Origin of the sequence: Aquimarina gracilis (assembly GCF_035285365.1) — a bacterium.
GTDB classification, from domain to species: Bacteria; Bacteroidota; Bacteroidia; order Flavobacteriales; family Flavobacteriaceae; genus Aquimarina; species Aquimarina gracilis.
On record NZ_JAYKLX010000005.1, the window covers coordinates 409,422 to 435,435 of the forward strand.

Here is a 26,014-nt window from a genome sequence, read left to right on the forward strand (position 1 = left end):
TTATGTTTTTAAATAAATTAAACAAGATTGTAATTCTGGTTGTTTTACTGTTAGTGATTGAATCCATATTTTTAGTTCTTCAATCTCGTGTGGAAGTAATCTGTTTAGTGCTTTAAGAACTTCCTTTGTAAAAAGATTAACATCAAAACTTACTTTTTTAAGCACAGTTTTAGTGTAATCAAACATCGCTCTAGCCATAAATTAATAGGGGTTTAAATGTTGGTTTAAACAAAGTATTTGTAGGAATAAGCTTACGTTTTTAAAAGTTGTTTATGCTAATATATGTAAATAAAACCAAAAAATTGGTCATTTAGCGCTTATTTAACATTATTAAAAACTATTATCGCCATCCAAAATATCTCCTAAACCTCCAAGAATACTACCTTCTCCTTTCCTTTTTCCTCCAGCTCTAGGTGCCAAAGCAAGCACTCTATTTGCGAGTCGGCTAAACGGTAATGATTGTATGTAAACAACTCCAGGCCCTGTTAAAGTTGCAAAAAACAACCCTTCTCCGCCAAAAATGGTATTTTTTATTCCTCCTACAAATTCTATATCATAATTTACCCCTTTAGAGAATCCTATAATACAACCTGTATCGATTTTAAGTTTTTCTCCGGGTTGTAACTCTTTGCGTGCAGTTGTACCTCCGGCATGAACAAAAGCCATTCCGTCACCTTCAAGCTTTTGCATAATAAATCCTTCACCTCCAAATAGTCCCCTTCCTAATTTTCTAGAGAATTCAATACCTATTGAAACTCCTTTGGCGGCACATAAAAATGCATCTTTTTGACAAATAAATTTCCCTCCATACCTAGTCAAGTCTATTGGGATGATCTTTCCCGGATATGGTGAAGCAAAACTCACTCTCTTTTTACCCGAAACTTGATTGTAAAAAGCTGTCATGAATAAACTTTCCCCGGTCAACAAGCGTTTTCCTGCTCCAAATATCTTACCCAAAACTCCTTGATCTTTGGCAGAACCATCTCCAAAAATGGTATCCATTTTTATTCCATCGTCCATCATCATAAAACTTCCTGCTTCGGCAATTACACCTTCATTAGGGTCAAGTTCTATTTCCACATATTGCATTTCTTCTCCTATGATCTCGTAGTCGATTTCATGTGCTGTCATACTATAAATATTTTGTTTTATTGATTAATGAATACTTTATAGTATTAGTAAATCTTTTTCCAAAATGTTACATTTCAAAATATCAATACCTAGCTTTTTACTTTCACCGTCCATTCAAAATTAAAGGTAGATACTTCTACTCCATCTTGGTTGGTCCCCACAGATTTCATCCATACGGTCTGACCCTCACCTGTTTCAATAGTTTTATTAATGGCATCTTCTACCAAATGGCCGTCATTACAAACAAAGGTGATTCTACCGGTAGCTTTTTTGGTAAATGTTGCGTTATTGTTTGCGACCAGCATAGATATCTTCTTACCACTATCTCGAATGTATCCTGTCACCATAGCCCCAGTAGTTAACTCGGCAGCCATTCCCTGTACTGCCCAAAACATAGATTTGAAAGGATTTTGATTAATCCATCTGTGTTTTACCGTAACAGTACAACTGCTTCTATCAATTTTTTCTACCCGGATTCCGCACATCCAGGCAGAAGGCAATTTGAACAATAAAAATGTGTTAAGTTTTCCTGGAGTAATATTCATTAGTAAAATTTTTAATTATCACAATATAGGCAAAAGTACAATGGTAATCTAACGGCTTAAATCTTAAATTTATGTTAAATTATGGTACTATGTTTTGCATAATACCTTTTTTTAGATATATATTTGCATAAGAAACTATTATATACTTTTAAAAATGTTGAATAACAACCACAAAAATATAGCCACTTTTATGCACCTGGGAATATTCTCAAGGTATATAATCCCCTTCGGAAATTATATAGTACCAATACTATTATGGAGTGTTAACAAGGATAAGTCAAAGTTTATCGACAGACATGGAAAAGAGGCAATTAACTTTCAGTTAAGTATTCTTTTATATACTATTATCTTAGGAACTCTTTCTATTCCATTCTTTATCTTCAACATTTTTGGAGATGCAACTTTTTATGATTTTATTCATTTTGACGATATACATATTGATATTTCTGAACCTGGAGGGTTTAGAACATTAATAGGTGCTTCCTTTATTGGGGTTATTGCCTTGATTGGTTTTTTCCTAGAGATTGTTTTCATAATATCTGCAGCAATAAAGGCTAATAAAGGAGAAGAGTACAAATACCCTTTAACCATAAGGTTTATAAAATAATTCATCAATCATTAATCATCAATCAAAAAATGAACAGTTTAACTTTTAAAAATTAGTTTTATGAAGATCGAAAACACAAAAGCGCAGATGCGCAAAGGTGTTCTGGAATATTGCATACTTTCTATCCTTAAGGACGATGATGCCTATGTAGCCGAAATTTTGGAAACCCTTAAAGATGCAAAGATGCTTGTGGTAGAAGGTACTATTTACCCCTTACTTACCAGATTAAAAAACGCTGGACTGCTTAGCTATCGCTGGGAAGAATCTACCTCTGGACCGCCACGTAAATATTATGGCCTTACAGAAACCGGAAAATTGTTTCTAAAAGAATTAAACACCACTTGGGATGAATTGAGAAATGCTGTAAATGTGGTAACCAAACAAAAAAAGAAGTAAAATGAACAAGACAGTTAATATAAATTTAGCAGGTATATTTTTTCATATTGATGAAGATGCATATTTAAAAATGCAACGATATCTTGATGCCATAAAACGCTCCTTCACAGATTCTCAAGGAAGGGATGAAATTATTGCCGATATCGAAGCCCGTATAGCTGAGCTTTTTAGCGAAAAAATAAAGGATGAAAGACAGGTAATAGGTATCAAAGAGGTTGACGAAGTAATTGCCATCATGGGGCAACCCGAAGATTATCGATTAGATGAAGAAATCTTTGAAGATGAACCAAGGGCCTCTCAAAAAGCGAAACCATCAAGACAACTTTTTAGAGATACAACAAACTCTTATGTTGGAGGTGTAAGTTCTGGATTAGGGCATTATTTGGGTATAGATTCAATTTGGTTACGCTTGGCATGGATTCTTTTTACTTTGCTTTCGTCAGGCTTCTTTATAATACTATACATCATATTATGGATTGTAATTCCTGAGGCTAAGACGACATCAGATTTTTTGGCAATGAAAGGTGAAGCCGTCAATATTAGCAACATCGAAAAAAAAATTAAAGAAGGATTTGATGACGTAGCCGATACTGTAAAAAATGTAGATTATCAAAAATATAGTAGTAAGGTTAAAAGCAGCTCTACCACCTTTTTTGAAGCTTTGGGTGATGTGATGCTATTCTTATTAAAGATTTTCGTAAAATTCATTGGTGTAATTCTACTTATTACAGCGGGAATTACCCTAGTAGGTTTATTTATAGGACTATTCACTTTAGGAACATTTGGTTTTATGGATATGCCATGGGTCGAGTATTTTGAAGTAGGTAGCCACCCAGAAGTTCCACTTTGGCTATTATCACTGCTGTCATTTTTTGCAGTAGGGATCCCATTCTTCTTCTTACTCATACTAGGACTGAAGATTCTGATTACCAATCTAAAATCTATTGGAACCCCAGCAAAATTAGGATTATTAGGAGTTTGGATAATTTCAATAATAGGTTTGATTGTTATCGGCCTAAGACAAGCTACACTGGAAGCTTATGATGCAGAAGTAATCATAGAGGAAAAAATGATTCCGGTAAGTAGTAATGACACATTAACTATCAAAATGAAAGGAAATAACCGATATGCAAAATACCTTCGCCATAGAAATGATTATAGAATCAAAAGAGATGAACAAGGGAATAAGTTAATCGTAATTCAAGATATCGAGTTATACCTTAAAACGGCAAGAAGAGATTCTGCCGTAGGAATTGTTATTGAAAAGAAGGCTGAAGGAAGATCTTATGAGGAAGCCGCACGAAGAGCTGAGGAACTAAAATATGCTTATGAACTAGAAGGAAACACATTGTTATTAGATGGCTATGCCATCACAGACTACACTAGTAAGTATAGAGACCAGGAAGTAAAAGTAATATTAACGCTTCCCGAAGGACTTACAATATTTGCAGACAACAATACTTCGGGATATAATAACTCTTGGAAATACGATGATTATGTCACCATTGATGGAAAAGAAGGAGAATATATTAAAGTTATCGATGGTAAATTAGAGTGCGAAAACTGCCCAAAAATAGAAAATAATGATGAATGGGAATATAATGAATGGGAAGACGATGATGTTAACATTAATATCAATTCAGATAATTCTAACGCAAACCTAAAAATCGATGATGAAGGAGTACAACTTAAAAGCGAAGAAGTTGATATAAAAATAGACGAGAACGGAATAGAAATAAAAACCGATAAAAACTAAACATCAAATCAAAAAACGAACAGTTAAACACTTTAAAACAAAACAATTATGACCACACTAGCCAAAATTTTAGTTACACTATGCCTATCCTTGGCATGTTGCTCTTGTAATGTAGTTTTCGATGGAATTCGAGGAGAAGGAGAAGTAGTTCGCAAAGAGAGAACCATAAACGCAGACTTTGATGCTGTAAAAGCAAGTCGCGGATTAGATGTAATTCTAGTAAATGATGGAGACAATAAAGTTATTGTAGAAGCCAATAAAAATTTACATGAACATATTGAAGTATATGTAAAAGAAAATACTCTACACGTTACTTCAGATCAAAACATCTATTCGGCAGACGAAAAAAATGTATTCGTTTCTTATGATAAAATAAACCAGTTGAAAGTAAACAGTGGTGCAAGTATTAGCGCTCAGGAACCTGTAGTGCAAAAGGAACTTAATTTAAGCGCAACCAGCGGTGCAGACATTAGATTAAATGTAAAAGCAGAAACATTAAGCAGTTCGGTAACAAGTGGTGCTATGATAGACCTCAGCGGAAAAGTAAATAACCACAAAGCCAGTGCAACCAGCGGAGCCAATATTCGAGCAAAAGATTTATTAAGCTTAGTGTCTGAGGCCAAAGCAACCAGTGGAGCATCAATAAGAATTCATGCAAAAAATGAATTTAAAGGTAAAGCGACTAGCGGTGCAGATGTAGTATACTATGGAAAACCCGAAACAGTATCTGAAGAGGATAACTCAGGTGGAAATGTAAGACGACATTAATCCTCCTATCTAACCAATCAATAAAATAACCAACCAAAAGTAAAGACCTCTTTTTTTTAAGAGGTCTTTATCATTATGTAACTTCTTTTCTAAAAAGTAGTCATTTATATTTGTAACAAGTTTTGGATACAACTATACTTAAAAGTAAAATAATCTGTTTATACAATATAAATTACACACAAATATGAGAATATCAATGCTGTTGCTATGTTCATTTCTGTTTTTAGGAAATATTTATGGACAAAAAGAAAAAGTAAGAGGGAATAAAATTGTAAGTACCGAAGAGCATGAATTAGAAGGATTTCACACCATCGAAATTTATGAAAATTTCGAAGTGTCTATAGACGAGAGTAGTGATAACCTAATCAAAGTTGAAACCGACAGCAACTTGCACGATTTAATCCAGATAACGGTTCAGGATAGTGTTTTGTCAATTAAATCAGATAAAGATTTGCGCCGTGCAAAAGCATTAAACCTCGATATTTTTTATTCATCAGAAGTGAAAAGAATTCTTATTTATGATAAAGTGCAACTAAAATCTTTATCTCCAGTTACTTCAGGTAACCTCAAAGTAGAAGTAAATGATAATTCTGAAGTTTTTCTTACTGTAGATACAGGCAAACTAGAATGCATCGCTTATGGAAAGGCCACAGGAGAATTTCATATTACAGCCAAAGAAGTAAGCTACCAGATTAATGACAATACAGAAATAAAGGGGATTGTAACTACCGATGATTTAAAAGTTGACCTTTACCAAAAAGGATCCGCAAAACTTGAAGGTGAAGTACAATCGATGCGAATAAGGGCAGACAATGAAACTGATTTTTTTGGTGAAAAACTCAATGCTTCAAAAACTTTTTTGGTTGCTGAAGGATCCAGTGATTGCTATGTTCTAACTAATGAAGAAATAACAATAGATGCGCATGATAAAGCAGAAATTTTTCTATTAGGTGAACCAAAAGTTACTATTCAGGCTTTTACTGGTGAAGTAAGTTTGTATAAGAAAAACATTGATTATGTCCCTAGCAGGCTAAGATTGAATTAAAAAAATATCCGCCAAAAAGCGGATATTTTTTTAATTATATTATGTTTGAATATCTTTTTATGCAGAAACTTCTTCACTTGTTTCTACTGTCGCCAGGTAACGTTCTGCATCAAGTGCCGCCATACATCCTGTTCCAGCCGCAGTAATTGCCTGTCTGTATTCTTTATCTTGAACATCTCCAGACGCAAACACTCCAGGGATATTAGTTTTTGTGGATTTACCTTCGGTAATAATATAACCGGTTTCGTCCATTTCTACCTGGCCTTTGAAGATTTGGGTATTTGGCGTGTGACCTATAGCAATAAATAATCCAGTAATTTCGATTTCAGTCTTCTCTCCAGTTTGATTATTTACCATTCGTAAACCTTCTACAACCTGGTCACCAATTACTTCGTCAACTTCAGTATTATACATAACCTTTAAGTTGGGTGTTTTTTCTACTCTATGTTGCATAGCTTTAGATGCACGCATATGATCTTTACGAACCAACATTGTAACATTGGAACATATATTTGCAAGATATGTTGCCTCTTCTGCGGCGGTATCTCCACCTCCAACGATTGCAACATCCTGTCCTTTATAAAAGAACCCGTCGCAAACCGCACAAGCAGAAACTCCTCCTCCACGTAACTTTTGTTCACTAGGTAAGCCAAGATATTTTGCGGTCGCTCCAGTAGAAATTATAACGGTTTCTGCTTCAATTTCTTTAGAATTATCAACAGTCACTTTGTGTATACCTCCTACTTCGGTACTAAAATCAACAGCGGTCACCATCCCAATACGAACTTCAGTTCCAAATCTTTCGGCTTGCTGTTGTAACTGTACCATCATGGTTGGTCCATCGATTCCTTCAGGGTATCCAGGGAAATTATCCACCTCTGTAGTGGTCGTTAATTGTCCTCCAGGCTCCATTCCTGTGTACATAACTGGTTTAAGATCAGCTCTTGCTGCATATATTGCCGCGGTATATCCCGCAGGTCCCGAACCTACAATAAGGCATTTTATTCTCTCGATTGTATCAGACATAGTCATTTCTTTTTTATCTGTTGTAAAAGTAGCAATTTGATCAGAAACCTTACAGTAAAGTTATTAAGAATTGTTATTAACCTATAGACATCTTAAATAAATATTAAATATCAACGTATTACCCATTACAACCATATATTTGTAGGAGAACCAATCAATAATGAGAGTGAAGAGTTTTTTTTTTGTTGCTGTGGTAATTTTATGCACTAACATCTATTCGCAGAATAAAAAAGCGGACAGCTTAAAAAACATTCTTGACCAATATCAAAAAAATGATACCACCAAAGTAAAATTGCTAAATGATATCGGTTTTGAATATTGGATTACCGATGCTAATGAATCAATTTCGTACGGTCAAAATGCATTACAATTATCAAAAGAATTAAGATATTCTTTTGGAATTGCTACTGCAAATAGAATTATTGGGGTTGCCTATTGGGCCCAAGGGCATCCAGATATGGCCCTCAAATATCTTATGAATTCTAATAAAGAATTCGAACAAATTAATAATAAAGAAGGTATTGCCAATACAGTATTAAATATAGGTATGGTATATGCAGATCTTAAAGAGTACGATAAAGCCCTTCAAAATTATAATCTTGCCATAGATCATTTTACTGCGTTAAACCTAAAAAGTCGTATAGCAACTGCATTTACCAAAATAGGTACAGTTTATATTGAAAAAGGGCTGTTGAATGATGCACGTTTTTACATAAGTGATGCACTTGAATTACATAATCAAAACGACTTTACATATGGTATTGCCGAGGCTCATAATCGTTTAGGAATTCTTTATACAGAAAAAAAAGAATTTGCTCAAGCTGAATATCACATTTTAAGGTCGCTGTCTACAGGAAGAAAAATTGATGATAAAGACGGGATGACGAGTAACTTAATTCAATATGGTAAATTACTTCGCCTTAAGAATAACCTTGATGCTTCGAATATTCATTTAGAACTTGGACTTAAGAGAGCTAAAAAAAGTAACCTTAAAAAGTATGAGCTTCAGGCCTATGAGGAACTTAAGGAATTAAGAAAACAACAACAAAACCATGAGGAGGCTCTTTTGTTTTATGATCGGTACATTTCTCTAAAGGATTCTATTTTTAATATAGAAAAGGCCAAACAAATAGCTTATCTAGAATTTAAGAATCAAATAGAGCAAAAAGATAAAGAGCTAGTATTCCTGCAAGATAAAGAAAAAACAGATACACTAATTAAGTCCAGTTTGTTACTCGGAATTTTGGTCTTATTCCTAGGAAGTTTTTTCATTCTTAAAAATATTAGACAGCGATCACAAAAAGAAAAAGAATTGCTCGAAAAAAGTAATGAACTTCTACAATCAAAAGAAGATTTAAATCAAAAAGCTATAGAAAATGCAACCCTTAAACAACAAGAATTAAAACAAGAATTGGCTTTTAAAAACAAAGAACTCACCTCGTACACCCTCAACTTTGTGCAGAAAAATGAATTATTAGAAAAGTTGAAAGATATTACATTAGAAGCAAAAAAAGCGGCTCCAAAAGAAAAAGACAGATTAATAAATGACCTTCACAAAACTATACGTCAAAACCTGGCAATAGATAAAGATTGGGAAGATTTTAAACGTTTTTTTGAAGAAGTGCATATTGGTTTTTATTCAAAACTAAATGCCAAGCATCCAGATTTAAGTGCAAATGATCTTAAACTATGTTCACTCACCCGTCTTAATTTAAACATTAAAGAAACCGCGAGTATGCTTGGAATATCTCCGGAAAGCGCAAAAACTGCTCGTTATCGTCTTAGAAAAAAGTTAAACCTTAACTCTGATCAAGAAATTTTCACTTATTTATTGAATATTGAAAATGAATAAAGGCTTCATTTGTACTTGTTACCACTCTTTTTCGCATTAAAACCTAAAGATCGTAAGTACTTAAAAAACAATACTTTAAAAAAATCAGTCTACTTGTTGTTTACTTTTTTTAATACCTAAAAACTACTTGTCTACATAAAATAAGGAGGTGCATACTTTTAGTACCCCTTTGTTATTTTCAATTAGATCTCATCTACAATATTTTTGATCAGAAAACAAAAAGTAAACAAAAAAAATATCGAGATGCAAGAGTTATTAAGAACATTACCAACCCCATTTGAAATTTTATTAGATCCAATATCGGCCGTGGTCCTAGGGATGTACGTGATATTAATTATTTGGGAGGTCATTGCCCCTGCACGCCCTCTTCCAATGGTAAAGTACTGGAAATGTAAAGGAATAATAGCCTTTATAATCTTTTTCTACCTATCTACCTATTTTCCATTGCTTTGGGATGGATATTTAGCCAAATATCAAATATTCGATCTTACCAACCTCGGAACAATTTGGGGAGCAATTGTAGGGATTTTTATCTATGAACTAGGCTTATATATATGGCATAGAACAATGCATAATAACGACACTCTATGGCGGGTTTTCCACCAAATGCATCATAGCGCAGAAAGATTAGATAGTTATGGCGCCTTTTACTTCAGTCCAATGGACATGATTGGTTTTACTTTCCTAGGTAGTTTATGCTTGGTATTGGTTGCTGGTTTTACTCCCGAAGCAACTACTTTAATAATACTAGGAACTACGTTCTTGGCTATTTTTCAACACAGTAACATCAAGACACCCAGCTGGCTAGGATACATCATACAGCGACCCGAGGCACATAACTACCACCATGCTAAAGGAATACATGCCAATAACTATTCTGATTTTCCAATTATCGATATCATTTTTGGCACATTTCGTAATCCAAAGACTTATGATTATCAAACAGGCTTTTACGATGGAGCTTCAAACAAAATAACAGATATGTTACTGTTTAAAGACGTATCTAAAGAAAGGTAATGGGTTGAGTTCTGCAAAAACTATTCTTGGATTCTCGGGTTAAAATCCAGGGTAGCTTTTTTGCTAAAAATGATAAACATCAATAATGAAAACAACAATGAATTTTACTAAAAAAATCAAGAATAAAATTTTGGATATACGTACCTTATTTAGTGCTATACTATATTCTACGCTATTAATCTTGATTACGCTTTCGAATGATTCTGACTCTATAGAGTATTTGTATCTTGAAGTTTACAATATTACCCTATTGTATATCATAATCAACATGCTTTTATTCTCAAAGGATATTTTATGGCCGAAAACAGAACATATTTTCTCCAAAGAGTTTATAGAAGTCTTATTAATTACAGTTGTCTCTACAATTCTTATAATTTCACTATTTAGCTTAAAAAATACTAGTAATACAGAAACCCTGAGTAAAACATTAATAAAAATCATCGCAGTATTAGTGATTATAATTTCTGTTTTTGTTATGAGAAAAAATCGATAATGCTTGAAGAAAAAACTATTGTAAACGTACAGTTTAAATCTACATTATCTCATGAAAAGCTTTATGAGATATCCAATAAGAACAAAAGTGAAATGGCCAGTGTAAAGGGGTTAATAATTAAATACTACTATATAAACCCTGAAACAAATGTAATTGGAGGCACTTACCTTTTCGAAAATATAGGGTTTGCGCGAGATTATCTTCGGTTTTTCTTTTTAAAAGGAATAGGTCTCAAATATGGCATTATACCAGAAACACTGAAAATGGAAATTGGAAATGTTAATCTTGAAATAAAAGGTAACAATACAAAATACAGCCTGAAGGATTATAATTCGAGTTAGATATCCTACATTAGATCTAAAATAGAGCAAAATGACTTTTTTTGACGCATTGGATATTTTAGGTACAGTAGCATTTGCAATATCAGGTGCCTTGAGTGCAATGAACCGTAAATTAGATCTTTTCGGTATTTTCATTATCGCATTTGTTACCGCCATTGGAGGTGGTACAATTAGAGACATATTGATAGGGAACACCCCTGTATCTTGGATGCAAAATACTACAAATCTATACTTAATAGGAGGAGTTACCACCATGTCAATTATCCTTAGAAATAAATTAGATTACCTCAAGAAGTCTTTGTTCCTTTTTGACACTATTGGATTAGGGATTTTTACCATAATTGGTGTTGAAATTGGAATCAAAGCGGGGCTAGAACCCATAATTTGTGTAGCCTTGGGAACAATGACTGGGTGTTTTGGCGGCGTGGTGCGAGACATTTTATGTAATGAAATCCCTGTAATTTTCAGAAAAGAAATATATGCTACAGCTTCAATAGCAGGAGGAATTTGTTTTATCAGTCTCTATAATGCTAATATTGATCAAAACATCATATATGTATCTACTGCTTTGTTGATTATTATTATCCGATTAATTGTTGTTAAATATCGAATCTCGCTACCACTTTTTACGATTAAAACTAAAAAATGATGTTAAATGAGAAAGTACTACAAACAATAAGCAGTACTTTGAAGTAATTTTCTTTAAAATACTACACCATGAGTCACATCAATCAATTATTTAATCGAAGAACTTTTATTAAAACAACTTCTACAGCTGTTTTCGGAACTACTGGTATGCTCGCTTTTCCGTTGAAAACAGAACTACCCCTTCCAGTAATCAATCAAGAAAATATTAATATTGTTGGACCCAAAAAAGGATTTTCTCCACAGATAGGAACATTAGTATCTATGATGAATTGGATGAGATCGGTAGTTTTAGGGTCTGTAAGAAGAATGAATATAAAAGAACTTGATTATATTCATGATAAAGATGCTAACTCTATAGGTGCAATGTTATTGCATTTAGGGGCTACAGAACGTTTCTATCAAATCAATACCTTTGAAGGTAAAAGGTGGGGCGATTGGAGTTCTGAAGATCGCAAAAATTGGAGTATTCCTTCTGGTCTGGGTGAAAGGGCAAGACAGACAATAAAAGGTCATCCTTTGGATTATTATCTTGACAAGCTTAAAGAAGTTAGAGAATATACACTAAGAGAGTTTGCAAAACGTGATGATGATTGGCTAATGGCCGTTGACGAAAACTGGGGCTGGGGTCCTACAAACAATTATTGCAAATGGTTTCATGTATGCGAACATGAATCTAATCATAACGGACAAATTAAGTGGATAAGAAATAGATTACCTGTATAAAAACAACTTGAGATATTAGGTTTATTGTTCATGGAGTTTCAGCCAAAAAACACACATTATAAAGCCAGAGTTCGAGAAAGTTTTGAACGACAAAACTTCATGAAACTTATCAATGCGCAATTAATAGACATTCGACCGGGATATTGTGAAATTCACATACCTTATGACAAAAATTTGACACAACAGCATGGCTTCTTTCATGCAGGTATAATCAGTACAATTGCAGATAATAGTGCGGGTTACGCAGCTTTTTCGTTAATGGAACAAGATTCGTCTGTACTAACAGTAGAATTCAAAATCAACTTAATTTCTCCAGGTGATGGCAAACTTTTAATCGGAAAATCTACCGTGCTAAAAAATGGTCGAACATTAACAATATGCAAATCTGAAGTTTTTACAGTTAAAAATAGTATTGAAAAATTGTGTGCAGTAGCCCAACTTACTTTGATAGAGCTTAAAAACAGTTCTGATCAGAAAAATGGAAACTAAAAAAGCACTGCATATTACAGTGCTTTTTCACATCTAAACGAACTAACCCTATTTAGGCATAACCACATCACTAATTACATGAATTACACCATTTTTGGCCATCACATCTGTTTTAACAATTTGGCTGTATTTCCCATTTTGATCCTTTAACCAGATCTTACCATCTTTTTGGATTACTTTTAACTTTGCTCCTCCTAGAGTTGCAACTTCAGTCTTCCCGTTACCTTTTTTAAGAGCATTAACCACGTCTCCAGCTGCAAGTTTACCACTCACAACATGATATGTTAAAATTGAGGTAAGTTTTCCTTTATTAGCTGGTTCTAGTAAGGAATTCAAAGTTTTTGAATCAATTTTTCCAAAAGCGTCATTGGTTGGCGCAAATACGGTAAAAGGACCGTCTCCTTTCAAGGCATCGACAAGATCTGCGGCTTTTAAAGCTGTAACCAACGTCGAGAAATCATCAACAGACACCGCTACATCAACGATATCTTTATTTGTTTTTTGAGCCGATACTGATTGTGCAAGTAAAAATAAAATAAGTGTTGATGCAATAAAAACTAACTTTTTCATGATATTTATTTTAATAATTAAACAATTTTAAGCGCGCTTTACATTTACATATACACATGTTTAAACCTTTTGGATGAGGTTAGCTCTTTTTTTTCTTAAATTTGAGTAATCCTATCAATAAAATGCGAGACGATTTAGAGCTAATAATCCGATTACAAAACAAAGAAAGCAAAGCGCTTTCTGCAATATATGATCGGTATTCTGGAGCTTTATACGGTGTGATTTTACGCATCTGTAAAAATGAAGAATTAGCTCAAGATCTATTGCAAGAAACTTTTTTAAAAATCTGGGAAAAATCTAATCAATACAACCCAGAAAAAGGAAAATTCTTTACATGGGCTTATCGCATAGCAAAGAATATTACGTTAAATACACTTCGAAAACCTTCAAAACTCATCCAAAATGAAGATTTAGGTGTATATATCGATAAAGAAGCAAATGAACCAAAGCAAAATCTATTACAATTAGATGGTTCATTAAAAAAATTAGAACCTCATCATCAAAAAGCATTAGAACTGGTTTACTTTAATGGACTTACACATCGCGAAGCACATGAAGAAATGGATGTACCTTTGGGAACATTCAAATCGTATATAAGACAAGCGTTAAAAAAACTAAGAGAGACCTATCAAAAAGAACTCTTTTTGTTTTGGATTATAATTGAGAAGATGATATGATGGACAGGAATACGATAAAAGATAATGGGATATTAGAGCAATATTTGCTTGGAGAACTTTCAAAAGATCAACGCATCGAGATTGAAAACATTTTGAAAGAAGACCAACAATTGCGAGAATATTTCAATAAAATAGAAGACGATTTTGAAAAATTGGCCTTCGAAAATGCTATTACCCCTCCAACTCATGTAAAAAAATCAATATTAAACTCAATAAACGAAAACTCTTTATCATCAAAAGACACTCATGTTATTGCAATCAACAAAAACAATAACCGTTCTTTATATCTAAGTATTGCTGCAAGTTTGGCTGTACTTTTTATGTTAAGTTCTGGTTGGTTGTATAATCAATGGCAGGATTCAAAAAACAACCTTCAAATAATACAGGATGAAACTCTCGATTTGCGAAACCGTCTGGTACTTCTTGAAGAAAATCTAAAAGAAACAAATGCCTGGTATACAGCTATCAATAATCCCAATACTATTCAATTGATGTTGAAAGGAAATGAAATCTCACCCACTTCAACGGCAATTACTTATGTAAATCACAAGGATAAAACTGTTATCCTAAATCCTAAAGGTCTTGCTAAATTAGATAAAGATAAAACGTATCAAATGTGGGCCGATGTAGATGGAGTGATGATCGATATGGGTGTGATCCCATCTGATGAAGAAATGATTGCCATGAAATATATAGAAAATGCTGAGTCTATTAATATTACCATCGAACCTGAAGGAGGAAATGATCATCCAACTGTTGAAAGATTAATTTCTAATGTTTTGTTATGAATTCTGCATTAAGAAACTATCCGAGTTGAAATAGTAATTACCTTTTTTAATTTCATATTTTAACAACACCTTATTTAATTTTTGGGATGAAAGAATATTTCTAATTCGTATTTTTGCGCGAAATTTAACCTGTGCTGATGAGAATATTATTCTCTTTACTACTATTTTCTGCTTTTGCCATACGACCTGCTATGGAAATCAGTACGGTTATGTATTACCAACTCAATATCGACTATATTGTCGAAAAATACTGTGTAAATAAGGAGCGACCAAGACTTAATTGTAATGGTAAATGTTATTTAATGAGTCAGATGAAAGCCAAAACGCAGCCTGGAAATAAAAAATCAGATACTATTATCATAACTGAGGCTTTTATTCCTCTTTTTTTTCAAGAAAACAATATTCAAATAAAAAACACAAATCCAATACTTTCTGAACAAATTCAGAATTGGAAATCGAAACGTCTTCATTTAAAAACCGTTTCAAAAGACATTGATCACCCACCAGAAGATTCTCTTTCTTAATCGATTACAACTTTTTTTGAATTCAATTATGAATAGGCTACTTCATGCTTATTCTAGACGTTGTAATACCTGAAATTTAAAATAAAAAATTAAGACAACCTCTTTTGTAAGAATAAACAAATTAGGAAGTGTCTCTATAATTCATACTAAAAAATGAAAAAATATATTTATGCCCTTTTATTAGTGGCATCGCAAGTGCTGTCTGCTCAAGAAGTTTATCAACAAACTTTGAAAGATAGTATTTCTTCCGAAGAAGTACTAGAGGAAGTTTTGGTGACTTCGGCCAATAGAGAATTACAAAAACGTTCTGAGGTACCTGGATCCATTGCTACTATAAATGCAAAAAACATAAAAGAAACCAAGGCATTTGGTCTTGATCAATTGGTAAATCAAGTACCAGGAGTATTTATGTCTACATCCAGAGCTGCCAGTAATGAACAACACTTTATGGCAGTGCGTTCTCCTATTTCAACAAAAGCATTGTTTTTATACCTAGAAGATGGTTTACAAATAAGGCCCACTTCGGTCTTTAATCATAATGCCCTGTTAGAAATGAATGATATTTCTTATGGACGCGTAGAAGTTCTTAAAGGACCAGCATCTAGTACATATGGTAGTGAAGCGATTGGCGGAAGTTTTAACTTTATCACCAAAAAGCCCACAAAAGATTTAAGTGGAAGTGTTGGTTTTCAAACCAATGATCTGGGGCTTACACGATATGAGTTTGAAGTATCTGACCAACCCAGTAAAAAGTTTGGTTTTTATTTGGGAGGTCATTATGCCGATCGCCAAGATGGACCTATTGAACACAGTGATTATGAAAAAACCGCAATTACTTTTAAAACGGTCTACAACATTAATGAATCTACAAATTGGACAGCCGTTATTGATCTTATAGATTATCGATCTGATATGAGTGGCTCCTTAAGCGAAATCGATTATACCGGTGGTAATTTTGAAAGCGATCAAACCTTTACCGAAAGAGAGGCACTGGCATTTAGAGTTAGAAACACTTTTGAGAAATTTTGGAACGATGATAATAAAACTTCTTTCAATTTTATTGTAAGAGATAATACGATGGATCAAAATCCTTCTTACAGAATCAGACAATTCAGAAACCAAGGGCAATTAACCGGTTTCGGATCAGGGGAGGTAAATTCAAATCAGTTTAGAAGTTATGTTGGACTGGTACAACACAAACTAGATTTCAATTTTGCAAATTCCTCCTTGATCATTGGAGGAACCGCAGATTATTCTCCTCAAAAATATGTATCAGAAACTACCGAGGTTATTGTAGATCCTGAAACCGGAAGGAACATCGATTTCAGAATCAATTTTGGAGATTTCATCCTAAACTATGAGGCCAATATATTCAATTATGCAGGTTTCTTTCAGTACGAAGTATCACCAATAGAGGCTTTGAAGGTTACTGCTGCATTGCGTTATGATGGTTTTGAATATGATTACGATAATCTGGCAGATGGCATTGTTGGTGTAGAAGATGTTGTAGATAATTTTAATAACCTTACTCCTAAGCTTGGAGTTAATTATAATTTTAATGATAGATCAGGAATTTATGCCAATTATTCACAAGGATTTACCCCTCCCCAGGTATCAACCCTGTACAGAAATCGAAACGAATTGCGAGGTATCAAACCGAGTCGATATCACAATTATGAGATTGGCGGATATATGGCTTCTTCTTCAAAATTAAAGTTAGATGGTGCTATTTATCTGCTCGAAGGAGAAAACACCCTGATCACATTACGAGACGAAGATGACAATTTCTTTAATACCAATGCCGGAAAAACCAGATCTTATGGCGTTGAGTACGGAATCACATGGATGCCCGTAAAAGCAATATCAATAACTCATAATGGTAGTTATACTATGCATGAATATGTTGAATTCTTTGATCGTGGAATAGATTATTCTGATACCGATAGAGAAACTGCACCAAACTTATTGGGTACTTCTCTCATCACTTATCGCAAAAACTTCAATAAAGATCTTGGATTTAGTATTACTGCAGAACATGAATTGGTTGGAGAGTACAACACAAGTTTTGAAGGCCAGGTAGAAAATGAAGATGGCACTACTGAAACTGCAACCTATGACGGACATAATGTATTTAACCTTAGAGCAAATGTTACCTATAAAGGTTTTGAATTATGGGGACATGCCTTGAATGTTTTTGATGAATTGTATGCAGCACGTGCATCTTTTAATCGATTTAGAGGCGAGAATAGTTTTACTATTGGTAATCCTCTTGCATTTCATTTTGGTGCGAGATATAATTTCTAAAAACACACCTCACAGGCTTCAAAACCTGTGAGGTATAATTTCTTTTCTTATGAAAAAAAATGAAAAGCTTAACAAATGGCTCTGGAAATGGCATTTTATTGCAGGCTTGGTTTCTCTCCCCTTTATACTTTTACTCTCTATCACAGGAGGAATCTATCTTTTCAAAGCTGATTATGAAACACCCAAACAACAACATATCAAAGAAGTATTCATACAAGGAACCCCTATTTCCCTAGAGCAACAATGGCAAATCGCCAACAAAAATGCAATTAAAAAACCGAATTCGGTTGTTATTGGTGCCAAAGCCAATCAAGCGACTGAGTTTGTATCAGGCCGTTTTGGTGGAAAAAGCAGTTTGTATGTCAACCCCTATACCGGAGCGGTTTCTGGCGAGATAATCTCTAAAAAAACTGACATGTTCAAGGTGCGAAAATTACATGGTGAGTTACTCATGGGTAAATTTGGCACCACAATCGTAGAACTTATAGCCAGTTGGATGGTAGTTTTGATCCTAACCGGGCTTTATATCTGGTGGCCAGCAAGAAAATGGAATTTTAAGGGTTTCTTCGTGCCAAGAATTAAAGAAGGAAAACGTACATTTTATCGAGATGTACATGCCATAACCGGATTTTGGATTTCTGGATTATTACTGTTGATTCTTGCAGGTGGTTTTCCCTGGACCGATGTTTTTGGAGAGAATTTTAAACAAGTTCAAAAGATTACAAATACCGGATTTCCGTCTTCTTGGGAAGGTCGCAATCTATTATCATCCCAAAATGGAAACCCCATTACATTAGATCAAATGGTCATAATTGCAAAGGATCTTAATCTCCCGGGTACGGTTACGGTTCATTTTCCCAAAGGTCCTAAAGGAGTTTTTAGTGTTTCGAATCAGAACCCTTCAGACTTAGAAACTCAAAAGAAAATTCATTTTGATCAATATACAGGCAAGCAAATATTAGCAAACCATTGGAACGATGTTGGGGTATTGATGCGCGGACGAATGTGGGTCATGGCTTTTCATCAAGGTGAGTTTGGTTTTTGGAACTGGTTATTGATGCTATTCACCGTTATTGCTCTTACCGTAATGAGTATTTCGGCACTTGTTTCTTATATTCTTCGTAAAAGAAAAGGTAACTGGGGAGTTCCTAAAGTTCCGGCTGCATTCAACGTGGGTTATGGAGTAATTGTCATTATAGGAGTTTTGGCATTAATATTTCCTTTATTCGGAATAAGTCTAGCGGTTTTATTACTTATTGAATATATAAGAAAGAAAAAACGCAAAGAAAAAGCAATACTTTCTACGTAAATTTTAATTAGAGGATCATATGAAAAAAAGTAAAGTAATACGGTTAACTCGTAAATGGCATCGCTATCTAGGTGTCATCTTGGGAATTCAGTTTTTATTATGGACTATTGGAGGTCTTTATTTCAGCTGGACCAATTTAGATGAAATAAGAGGAGATCATCTAAAAAAAGAACAATTATTTATACCTAAAGCTAACACTTATGTTTCTCCTTCAGAATTCTTGCCTAAATATCTAAAACAAGAAGAGCATCTTATTTCAATTGAACTTACAACTATAATTCAAAAACCAATGTATCGCATTCTATTCTCTTCCAAAGAAAAGAAAGAAGTGATATTGGTTGACGCACAAAATGGAAAACTTAGAAAATCGCTAAATAAAAAAGAGGCTGTCGAGGTAGCTCAAAACAAACTCAATCTTGAGGCACCAGTTACTGGCGTATCGTATTTAACTCAAACTGGTAGTCATCATGAATATCGCGGACGCCCTTTACCTGCTTATGCTGTTACTTTTGACAAGCCTGCGAACACTACTATATATGTTTCAACTACCTATGGAAATGCGCAAACGTTTAGAAATGACCAATGGCGCATTTTCGATTTTTTATGGATGCTTCATACCATGGATTACCAAGAACGAGATGATTTTAATAATGTACTATTAAGAGCATTTTCCCTTTTTGGGATTTTTACAATTCTTTCAGGGTTCTTTCTTTACATACTTACATCAAAAACTCTAAACCAAAAGAAAAAATATAAATCATGAAAAAACTAATTTTTACTTTTTGTCTTATTGCTATCTCCATTAGCTGTAATCAACAAAAAACACCTAATAAAAACATAGTTAATGATCTAGACCAAAAAGGTATTACAAACCAAACTCCTGCAATAAAAAAAGACTATAACCTAAAAGCTGATGGTTCTGTTTATACCGATCAAGAATTAGAAGCGATGTCACATGACGAATTAATAGCAGTCTTTCGGGAACCACCAAAAGATACCGTACAAACCATAGGTATACTTTTATATGATGGGTATTTCATGCTGGATGCAATGGGGCCATTATCCGTATTAAACCACATCCCCGCAAAAAAAATATTGATTGGTAGAAATAAAGGAATTGTGACAAGTAGTGATAAAGTAAAAATAGAGGTAGATCATAGTATAGAAGAAATTGATCAACTTGATATTTTACTCGTTCCAGGTGGAGTTATTGAGACCTATAATGCAACCAAAGATCAAATACTATTGGATTGGATTAAAAAAATTGATCAAAAAAGTAAATATACTTTAAGTGTTTGTACAGGAGCATGGATTCTTGGAGCCGCCGGATTATTGGAAGGCAAAGAAGCAACAACAAATTGGTACAGAGCCAAAGAAAAGTTAAATCAATTTGGAGCTACGTTTGTGCAAAAAAGATATACAAATGATGGAAAGTATTGGACAAGTGCGGGGGTATCTGCAGGAATTGATATGAGTTTGGCATTAATCGATCATATTTTAGGAAGAAATTATGCTGCTTTTACTGCCTTAAATCTTGAATATGATCCACAACCCCCTTTTGAAGGCGGGCATCCAGACAAGACAGATCGAGTAGTAAACTTTATGACAAAAAAAATGTATGACCACATGCTTGAACCCCTAATAACCAAAGATTGAAAGACGTAAAAACAACAAACTATGCTAACATTTATTTTAATCACTGCAATTTCTTTTTGCTTTTTTCAGATTATTATTCAGATTCGAAAAATGAATAAAATTGAAAAACAATATAAGGCCACAAAGTTTCGACAAGCCAATGAAAAATAATACTTTTACACTTTAAAATTAAAACCTATGAAATCGTCCTTTTTTTTTACTGCATTGCTAACATTTTTATTTATTTCTTGTAATCAATTAAGTGAAGAAGAGCAGAAATTTGATGCTCTTATGGAAAATGTAATTAGTATACATGATGAAGTAATGCCCAAAATGGGCGAGATTAGTTCATTAATAAAAGATCTCGAACCCAAAATTGATACTACACAAACTGGAAAATCTTATGCCAAGGCGCAACAAGACCTAAAAGATTCATATGATTTCATGATGACATGGATGAGTGATTTTAGTGAAAAATTCCCTCATGATGAAGGGGAAATGGAAACAAAAGATATCTCTTCTCAAATTAAGTTGCTCAAAGAGGAAGAAGTTGAAGTAAGAGAATTAAGGGATCAAATTAATAGTAGCATTGATAATGCAAAGCGCTTACTAGAAAAGTCGTAAAAAATTCTATTTACCATAATTTGTAAAAAAGTTTTACTTTAGCAGCTGCAACAAATCACTTAAACACCAATGAGAAAAATTATTTTATTTGCAACTGTATTGTTTATTTCAACCGCTTCAATACAGGCACAGAAGAAAAAAGATCTTTTAGATGAGATTGATAAATTAAGAAAAGAACTTAAAACTACGAAAGCGGAATTAAGCGATTCCAAAAAAAAGGAAAAAGCAACTTTAACCCAAGTTGCGACTATGGAAGCACAAGTTAAGGACCTAAAAGAAACTAATGCTTCTCTCTTAAGCAATATGGGAAGTTTTACAGAACTTTCTAAGAAGAAGGCACAAAACCTTGAAAAATCCTTAGAAAGTCTTCAACAAAAAGATAAGCAACTTAAGTCAATTAATGATGCCATCAGTAAAGGTGATTCTATTAAGTTGGCAACTTTAACGGTTGTTAAACAAGCACTAGGTAGCGATGCAAAAATAGGAGTACAAAATGGTGCTGTTATTCTTTCAATTCCCAACACCGTACTTTTTGGTGAAAATGACAAAAGTATCACACTTGAAGATAAAGCAAAAGGCATACTTGGTAAGTTGGCTACTGCCTTAAATTCTAAGCCGGATTTAAAAATTATTGTCGAAGGAAATAGCAATGCCCTTAACTTTAAAGATAAAACCCTTAATGATAACTGGGATCTTAGCTCAAGACAAGCAGCCGTTATAGTAAAGACATTACAGAAAGAATATAAGGTGGATCCAAAAAGAATGACCGTTTTAGGAAAAAGTGAATACGGATCGGATAGTATTGAAACAGCCACCAGAATCATCATCGATCCAAAATTCGATGAATTCTACGGCCTAGTAAAAGAGAATATGAAAAATGCTTCTAAAGGATAAGAACATTTTTTTTTAATACTAAAATCCGGTCTTATGATCGGATTTTTTTGATATCAATACATAAAAGTTTATATTTACGTAACTGGTTACGTAAATATAAACATAGATATGAATTTTTTCGATAATGCAGGAGTTATGGCCATTGGCACAAGGCTTAGAATGCTAAGTGAAAAGCTGACCGAAGACGCTTCAAGAATTTATGAAATGTATGAAGTAGCTTTAAAGCCAAAATGGTTTCCAGTTTTTTATGTTCTATCTCAAAATGGCCAAAAATCCATTACAACTATCGCCAATGAAATTGGTCACTCCCACCCTTCTGTAAGCAAAATTGTTCGCGAAATGGTAAAAGAAGGAATACTATCTGAAAAAAAAGATAGTAAAGATGGTAGAAAAAACAATATAGTCCTTACTGCCAGAGGTAAAAACATCGCTAATCAAATTCTAGAGCAATATCATGATGTTGAACATGCGGTACAAGCCATGCTGGATCAAAGCCGGCATAATATGTGGCAAGCTATTGAAGAATTTGAATTTTTATTAGAGCAAAAATCCATGTTAAAACGTGTGACAGAAGAAAAAAAACAAAGAGAAGCACTAAAAGTTCAGATTGTAAACTACGAACCAAAATACCATCCATTTTTTAAAAGTATTAATGAAGATTGGATCAATACTCATTTTGTTATGGAAGAAGCCGATCGTCGATCCCTAGAAAATCCCAAAGAATATATCTTGGATAAAGGAGGGGATATTTTGGTTGCTTTGTATGACGGTGAGCCTGCGGGTGTATGTGCATTAATAAAAATGAACGACCCCGAATATGATTATGAACTCGCCAAAATGGCGGTTTCATCCAAAGCAAAAGGAAAAGGTATTGGTTGGTTGTTAGGAAAAGCAGTAGAAAATCAAGCACGTGCAATGGGAGCACGAAAAATTTATTTAGAAAGTAATACTATTCTAAAACCTGCAATCAACCTATATCACAAATTAGGTTTCAAAAAGGTTATAGGTCATACAACGCCATATAAAAGATGTAACATTCAAATGGAATTAGAACTTTAAGCAATAAATAGTTTTCGGCGGTGGTACGGAGTTGCCTTTAATCCAATCATAATGGATTTGTTTAAAATGTTTTATTACAACTCCGCCCCGCTGATTATTATCTTTTACATCATAAAATTAGACAGCAACTGCTATATACCCGAAACCATATTATCTAAATCCATAATGGGTCTAAACGAAAATCACCCACCCTAAAACAGAAAGTAAAAGCACTGTAACTCCTTGTATACCCGTTATTAACGTAAAAGTTCGATTGGTATCTTTCGCACTCATCCCACTAAATTGAGATACCACCCAGAAATAACTATCATTAAAGTGTGATACGGTCATGGCGCCTCCACCAATAACCAGTACTGCCAACGAAAATTGAATAGCCGAATCCCATCCCAAAGCCGGGATTAAAGGTGCCAAAAGCGAAGAAGTAATCACCATAGCACTAGTAGACGATCCTTGTGCAGATTTTAAAACGGCGGCAATGAGAAAAATCAATAATAAAATTAAAATATCATCTGATTCCCCAGAGGTCATCCATTGCCCTACATATTCTGCGAGCGGTGTAGTTTTTAGTACTCCACCAAACGCGCCTCCTGCTGCAGTAATAATTAATATTGGTCCAGAAACTTTTACAGCCTCTGCAAACCAACCTTTGATATTATCTTTGCTCTTAGGTCGTAATAGAAACATTGCTAATAGAGCTCCTATAAAAATTGCCACAACAGGTGCACTTATAAAATTAATCCATTCATACGCTACTCCTATAAAACGCAATATCGTTCCTACCGCTATCAAAATAATCGGCACCAATAAAGGAATTATTGAGTTGCGCAATGAAGGGATCTTTATAGAATCGTTTTGTTTTTTCTCTTCGACAGAGTGTTTTTCATTGGCAACAATACTTTTACCTAATTTTTTTGATAGAAATTGAGTCATCAGCAAAACTGGAATACTAAAACAAAGTCCTATCAAAATCATAGTTCCCAAGTAACCCGAAGCACCAATATTTCCAGCTGCTGCAATAGGGCCGGGAGTTGGGGGAACCAAAGTATGGGTCGTATACAGCCCCGTAGCCAAGGAAAGACTTAAACTTGCTTTATTTGTGTTACTAAGTTTACTGATCTTATCGGCCAAACCAGAAAGCAAAATGAAACCACTATCACAAAAAACAGGAATGCTCACTACTGCTCCAATTAAAGAAATAGCTGAAATTGTTTTTTTCTGCCCTGTAAGTTTAATAATACTCTGCGCAATTTTTAAAGCACCTCCAGATTTTTCTAAAAAAACCCCTATTACACTTCCAAAAACAACGATCATCCCAATATAACTCATAATACCGCCAAAGCCTTTTTCCATAGACTTTACAATTTCCGGTAATGGAATTCCAACAGTTATTCCTAGAAAGAAACATGCCACAATCAATGCTAAGAAAGGATGTAATTTGAACTTTGCAGTTAATACAATGATTACAAGAATTGATGCTAATATGAGTAGTAATAATGAAGGTCCGGTGATCATAACTACTAAATTATGAATATTTCTGTTAACCTAACTGTTTTGTTATGCTTAAAGAAACCTATTGCCTTATAATTTATTAGTACATTTGAGAAGAAACTTAATAAAAAAGACTTCCAACAGATTATCTAAAAAATAATTTGATGAAAATTCTAGTTGCACCAGATAAATTTAAAGGCTCTTTAAGTTCTAAAGAACTTTGTGAAGCTATCGCTATTGGAATAAAAAAATATGATGATAACATCAACGTAATTACACATCCTCTAGCAGATGGAGGCGACGGGTCGCTAGAAGTACTTGAACAACACCTTAACCTTGAAACTATTACTCTAAAAGTTAATGATCCCTTGTTTAGGCCAATTAATGCCAGTTATAAAAAGACCAAAGATTCGGCTTATATCGAAATGGCAACTGCATCTGGTCTTGTACTTCTTGCTCCAAATGAGCAAAACTGCATGTTTACAACAACCTATGGTACAGGAGAACTTATTTTGGATGCCATAAAACGAGGGGTTACAAAAGTTTATTTATCAATTGGTGGATCCGCTACATGCGATGCGGGTATTGGGATCGCTGCAGCTTTGGGTTTTTCTTTCAAAGATCAGAATAACGAAATACTAAAGCCTATAGGTAAGAACCTCGAAAAAATTGCCTTTATTTCACCTCCAAATGATACAACGTTGATAAATAGAGTGAAGTTTAATACCCTTTGTGATGTAAACAATCCTTTATTTGGAAAACAAGGAGCAGCTTATGTTTTTGCAGCTCAAAAAGGTGCAAATCGAAAAGAAATCAAAATATTGGATCGAGGTCTAAAACATTTTTCTGAACTCGTTAAACAACAATTACATAAAGAAATAGCACTTACACCAGGTGCTGGTGCTGCTGGGGGTTTAGGTGGAGGGAGTGTTGCTTTTTTGAATGCGACCTTGCAATCAGGTACAGATATGATGTTTAGGGTTACAAAATTTCCTGAAGCACTAAAAAATACTGATCTTATCTTTACCGGAGAAGGTAAAATAGACCAACAAACTCTAAATGGCAAGGTAATCTATGGAGTTTCAAAATTGGCCAAAACAAAAAACATCCCGGTATATGTGATCTCTGGAGCTTCAGACCTATCCAAATCTGAATTAGAACATTTAGGCATAGAACAACTAAGAACTGTAGTATCTGCAAGCACAAGTGAAGAAGAAGCATTTAGTAATACCAAAAACATTGTAGCAAAATTAGCGTATGAAATGACTAGAGATAGATTATCAGAATAAACTTCTTTATTTTAGA

30 protein-coding genes are annotated in these 26,014 nt (G+C 34.0%); 24 read left to right on the forward strand and 6 right to left on the reverse strand.

Annotated elements, in window-relative coordinates; translation table 11 throughout:
* The 3 genes from U6A24_RS12395 to U6A24_RS12405 form a co-directional block, all read right to left on the reverse strand.
* The gene (locus U6A24_RS12395; RefSeq protein WP_324180292.1) at nt 1-198 is read right to left on the reverse strand and encodes a hypothetical protein; all 198 of its coding nucleotides are present in this window, start codon (nt 196-198) and stop codon (nt 1-3) included.
* Nucleotides 199-330: 132 nt separating this feature from the next.
* Nucleotides 331-1,131 carry a TIGR00266 family protein gene (locus U6A24_RS12400; protein WP_324180293.1) on the reverse strand — a complete coding sequence of 267 codons (801 nt, stop codon included), beginning with the start codon at nt 1,129-1,131 and terminating at the stop codon, nt 331-333.
* An 89-nt stretch (nt 1,132-1,220) separates the two neighbouring features.
* Nucleotides 1,221-1,676 (reverse strand): DUF4442 domain-containing protein, encoded by a 456-nt coding sequence (locus U6A24_RS12405; RefSeq protein WP_324180294.1) that lies wholly within the window; start codon nt 1,674-1,676, stop codon nt 1,221-1,223.
* A 154-nt stretch (nt 1,677-1,830) separates the two neighbouring features.
* On the opposite strand from U6A24_RS12405, the gene U6A24_RS12410 reads away from it, so the two are divergent.
* From U6A24_RS12410 to U6A24_RS12430, 5 genes are all read left to right on the forward strand, one after another.
* Complete coding sequence (locus U6A24_RS12410; protein WP_324180295.1) at nt 1,831-2,283, forward strand: DUF4870 domain-containing protein; 453 nt, start codon at nt 1,831-1,833, stop codon at nt 2,281-2,283.
* A gap of 60 nt (nt 2,284-2,343) precedes the next feature.
* Complete coding sequence (locus U6A24_RS12415) at nt 2,344-2,679, forward strand: PadR family transcriptional regulator (RefSeq protein WP_324180296.1); 336 nt, start codon at nt 2,344-2,346, stop codon at nt 2,677-2,679.
* Between the two features lies 1 nt (nt 2,680).
* Nucleotides 2,681-4,435, forward strand: a complete 1,755-nt coding sequence (locus U6A24_RS12420; RefSeq protein WP_324180297.1) for a PspC domain-containing protein — start codon at nt 2,681-2,683, stop codon at nt 4,433-4,435.
* Between the two features lie 48 nt (nt 4,436-4,483).
* Nucleotides 4,484-5,203, forward strand: coding sequence for a head GIN domain-containing protein (locus tag U6A24_RS12425; RefSeq protein WP_324180298.1), 720 nt, complete (start codon nt 4,484-4,486; stop codon nt 5,201-5,203).
* 184 nt (nt 5,204-5,387) lie between these two features.
* Nucleotides 5,388-6,248, forward strand: coding sequence for a GIN domain-containing protein (locus tag U6A24_RS12430; RefSeq protein WP_324180299.1), 861 nt, complete (start codon nt 5,388-5,390; stop codon nt 6,246-6,248).
* A gap of 57 nt (nt 6,249-6,305) precedes the next feature.
* Here the strand turns inward: U6A24_RS12430 and trxB are convergent, their stop codons facing one another.
* Complete coding sequence (gene trxB / locus U6A24_RS12435; RefSeq protein WP_324180300.1) at nt 6,306-7,274, reverse strand: thioredoxin-disulfide reductase; 969 nt, start codon at nt 7,272-7,274, stop codon at nt 6,306-6,308.
* A gap of 166 nt (nt 7,275-7,440) precedes the next feature.
* Between trxB and U6A24_RS12440 the strand changes: the two genes are divergently transcribed.
* From U6A24_RS12440 to U6A24_RS12470, 7 genes are all read left to right on the forward strand, one after another.
* Complete coding sequence (locus U6A24_RS12440) at nt 7,441-9,126, forward strand: tetratricopeptide repeat protein (RefSeq protein ID WP_324180301.1); 1,686 nt, start codon at nt 7,441-7,443, stop codon at nt 9,124-9,126.
* Nucleotides 9,127-9,369: 243 nt separating this feature from the next.
* Nucleotides 9,370-10,143, forward strand: coding sequence for a sterol desaturase family protein (locus U6A24_RS12445; RefSeq protein WP_324180302.1), 774 nt, complete (start codon nt 9,370-9,372; stop codon nt 10,141-10,143).
* Between the two features lie 97 nt (nt 10,144-10,240).
* Nucleotides 10,241-10,636 carry a hypothetical protein gene (locus tag U6A24_RS12450; RefSeq protein ID WP_324180303.1) on the forward strand — a complete coding sequence of 132 codons (396 nt, stop codon included), beginning with the start codon at nt 10,241-10,243 and terminating at the stop codon, nt 10,634-10,636.
* Nucleotides 10,636-10,977: a YdhR family protein gene (locus U6A24_RS12455; RefSeq protein ID WP_324180304.1), complete on the forward strand. Its 342-nt coding sequence runs from the start codon at nt 10,636-10,638 to the stop codon at nt 10,975-10,977. Before U6A24_RS12450 ends, U6A24_RS12455 begins: the two co-directional genes overlap by 1 nt.
* Nucleotides 10,978-11,008: 31 nt before the next feature.
* Nucleotides 11,009-11,626 carry a trimeric intracellular cation channel family protein gene (locus tag U6A24_RS12460; RefSeq protein WP_324180305.1) on the forward strand — a complete coding sequence of 206 codons (618 nt, stop codon included), beginning with the start codon at nt 11,009-11,011 and terminating at the stop codon, nt 11,624-11,626.
* Between the two features lie 68 nt (nt 11,627-11,694).
* Entirely contained in the window at nt 11,695-12,348 is a 654-nt protein-coding gene (locus tag U6A24_RS12465; protein ID WP_324180306.1) for a DinB family protein, read from the forward strand.
* A gap of 99 nt (nt 12,349-12,447) precedes the next feature.
* Nucleotides 12,448-12,837, forward strand: a complete 390-nt coding sequence (locus tag U6A24_RS12470) for a PaaI family thioesterase (RefSeq protein ID WP_324180307.1) — start codon at nt 12,448-12,450, stop codon at nt 12,835-12,837.
* Between the two features lie 48 nt (nt 12,838-12,885).
* Here the strand turns inward: U6A24_RS12470 and U6A24_RS12475 are convergent, their stop codons facing one another.
* Entirely contained in the window at nt 12,886-13,407 is a 522-nt protein-coding gene (locus U6A24_RS12475) for a fasciclin domain-containing protein (RefSeq protein ID WP_324180308.1), read from the reverse strand.
* Nucleotides 13,408-13,529: 122 nt separating this feature from the next.
* Here U6A24_RS12475 and U6A24_RS12480 point away from each other — a divergent pair, with 122 nt between their 5' ends.
* The 11 genes from U6A24_RS12480 (at nt 13,530) to U6A24_RS12530 (ending at nt 23,221) form a co-directional block, all read left to right on the forward strand.
* Entirely contained in the window at nt 13,530-14,084 is a 555-nt protein-coding gene (locus U6A24_RS12480) for an RNA polymerase sigma factor (RefSeq protein WP_324180309.1), read from the forward strand.
* Complete coding sequence (locus U6A24_RS12485; protein ID WP_324180310.1) at nt 14,081-14,872, forward strand: anti-sigma factor; 792 nt, start codon at nt 14,081-14,083, stop codon at nt 14,870-14,872. Before U6A24_RS12480 ends, U6A24_RS12485 begins: the two co-directional genes overlap by 4 nt.
* A 137-nt stretch (nt 14,873-15,009) precedes the next feature.
* Nucleotides 15,010-15,396 carry a hypothetical protein gene (locus tag U6A24_RS12490; protein ID WP_324180311.1) on the forward strand — a complete coding sequence of 129 codons (387 nt, stop codon included), beginning with the start codon at nt 15,010-15,012 and terminating at the stop codon, nt 15,394-15,396.
* Nucleotides 15,397-15,549: 153 nt separating this feature from the next.
* Nucleotides 15,550-17,700, forward strand: a complete 2,151-nt coding sequence (locus U6A24_RS12495) for a TonB-dependent receptor (protein WP_324180312.1) — start codon at nt 15,550-15,552, stop codon at nt 17,698-17,700.
* A gap of 49 nt (nt 17,701-17,749) precedes the next feature.
* Nucleotides 17,750-19,009 carry a PepSY-associated TM helix domain-containing protein gene (locus U6A24_RS12500; RefSeq protein ID WP_324180313.1) on the forward strand — a complete coding sequence of 420 codons (1,260 nt, stop codon included), beginning with the start codon at nt 17,750-17,752 and terminating at the stop codon, nt 19,007-19,009.
* 19 nt (nt 19,010-19,028) lie between these two features.
* Nucleotides 19,029-19,772: a PepSY domain-containing protein gene (locus U6A24_RS12505; protein ID WP_324180314.1), complete on the forward strand. Its 744-nt coding sequence runs from the start codon at nt 19,029-19,031 to the stop codon at nt 19,770-19,772.
* Nucleotides 19,769-20,665 (forward strand): DJ-1/PfpI family protein, encoded by an 897-nt coding sequence (locus tag U6A24_RS12510; RefSeq protein WP_324180315.1) that lies wholly within the window; start codon nt 19,769-19,771, stop codon nt 20,663-20,665. Before U6A24_RS12505 ends, U6A24_RS12510 begins: the two co-directional genes overlap by 4 nt.
* 21 nt (nt 20,666-20,686) lie before the next feature.
* Nucleotides 20,687-20,815 (forward strand): hypothetical protein, encoded by a 129-nt coding sequence (locus U6A24_RS12515; RefSeq protein ID WP_324180316.1) that lies wholly within the window; start codon nt 20,687-20,689, stop codon nt 20,813-20,815.
* A gap of 27 nt (nt 20,816-20,842) precedes the next feature.
* Nucleotides 20,843-21,268, forward strand: a complete 426-nt coding sequence (locus U6A24_RS12520; RefSeq protein WP_324180317.1) for a hypothetical protein — start codon at nt 20,843-20,845, stop codon at nt 21,266-21,268.
* 69 nt (nt 21,269-21,337) lie between these two features.
* Nucleotides 21,338-22,162, forward strand: a complete 825-nt coding sequence (locus U6A24_RS12525) for an OmpA family protein (RefSeq protein ID WP_324180318.1) — start codon at nt 21,338-21,340, stop codon at nt 22,160-22,162.
* 108 nt (nt 22,163-22,270) lie between these two features.
* Nucleotides 22,271-23,221: a bifunctional helix-turn-helix transcriptional regulator/GNAT family N-acetyltransferase gene (locus U6A24_RS12530; protein ID WP_324180319.1), complete on the forward strand. Its 951-nt coding sequence runs from the start codon at nt 22,271-22,273 to the stop codon at nt 23,219-23,221.
* A 171-nt stretch (nt 23,222-23,392) separates the two neighbouring features.
* Here the strand turns inward: U6A24_RS12530 and U6A24_RS12535 are convergent, their stop codons facing one another.
* Nucleotides 23,393-24,733: a GntP family permease gene (locus tag U6A24_RS12535; protein ID WP_324180320.1), complete on the reverse strand. Its 1,341-nt coding sequence runs from the start codon at nt 24,731-24,733 to the stop codon at nt 23,393-23,395.
* 140 nt (nt 24,734-24,873) lie between these two features.
* On the opposite strand from U6A24_RS12535, the gene U6A24_RS12540 reads away from it, so the two are divergent.
* Complete coding sequence (locus U6A24_RS12540; RefSeq protein ID WP_324180321.1) at nt 24,874-25,998, forward strand: glycerate kinase family protein; 1,125 nt, start codon at nt 24,874-24,876, stop codon at nt 25,996-25,998.
* Nucleotides 25,999-26,014: the final 16 nt, after the last annotated feature.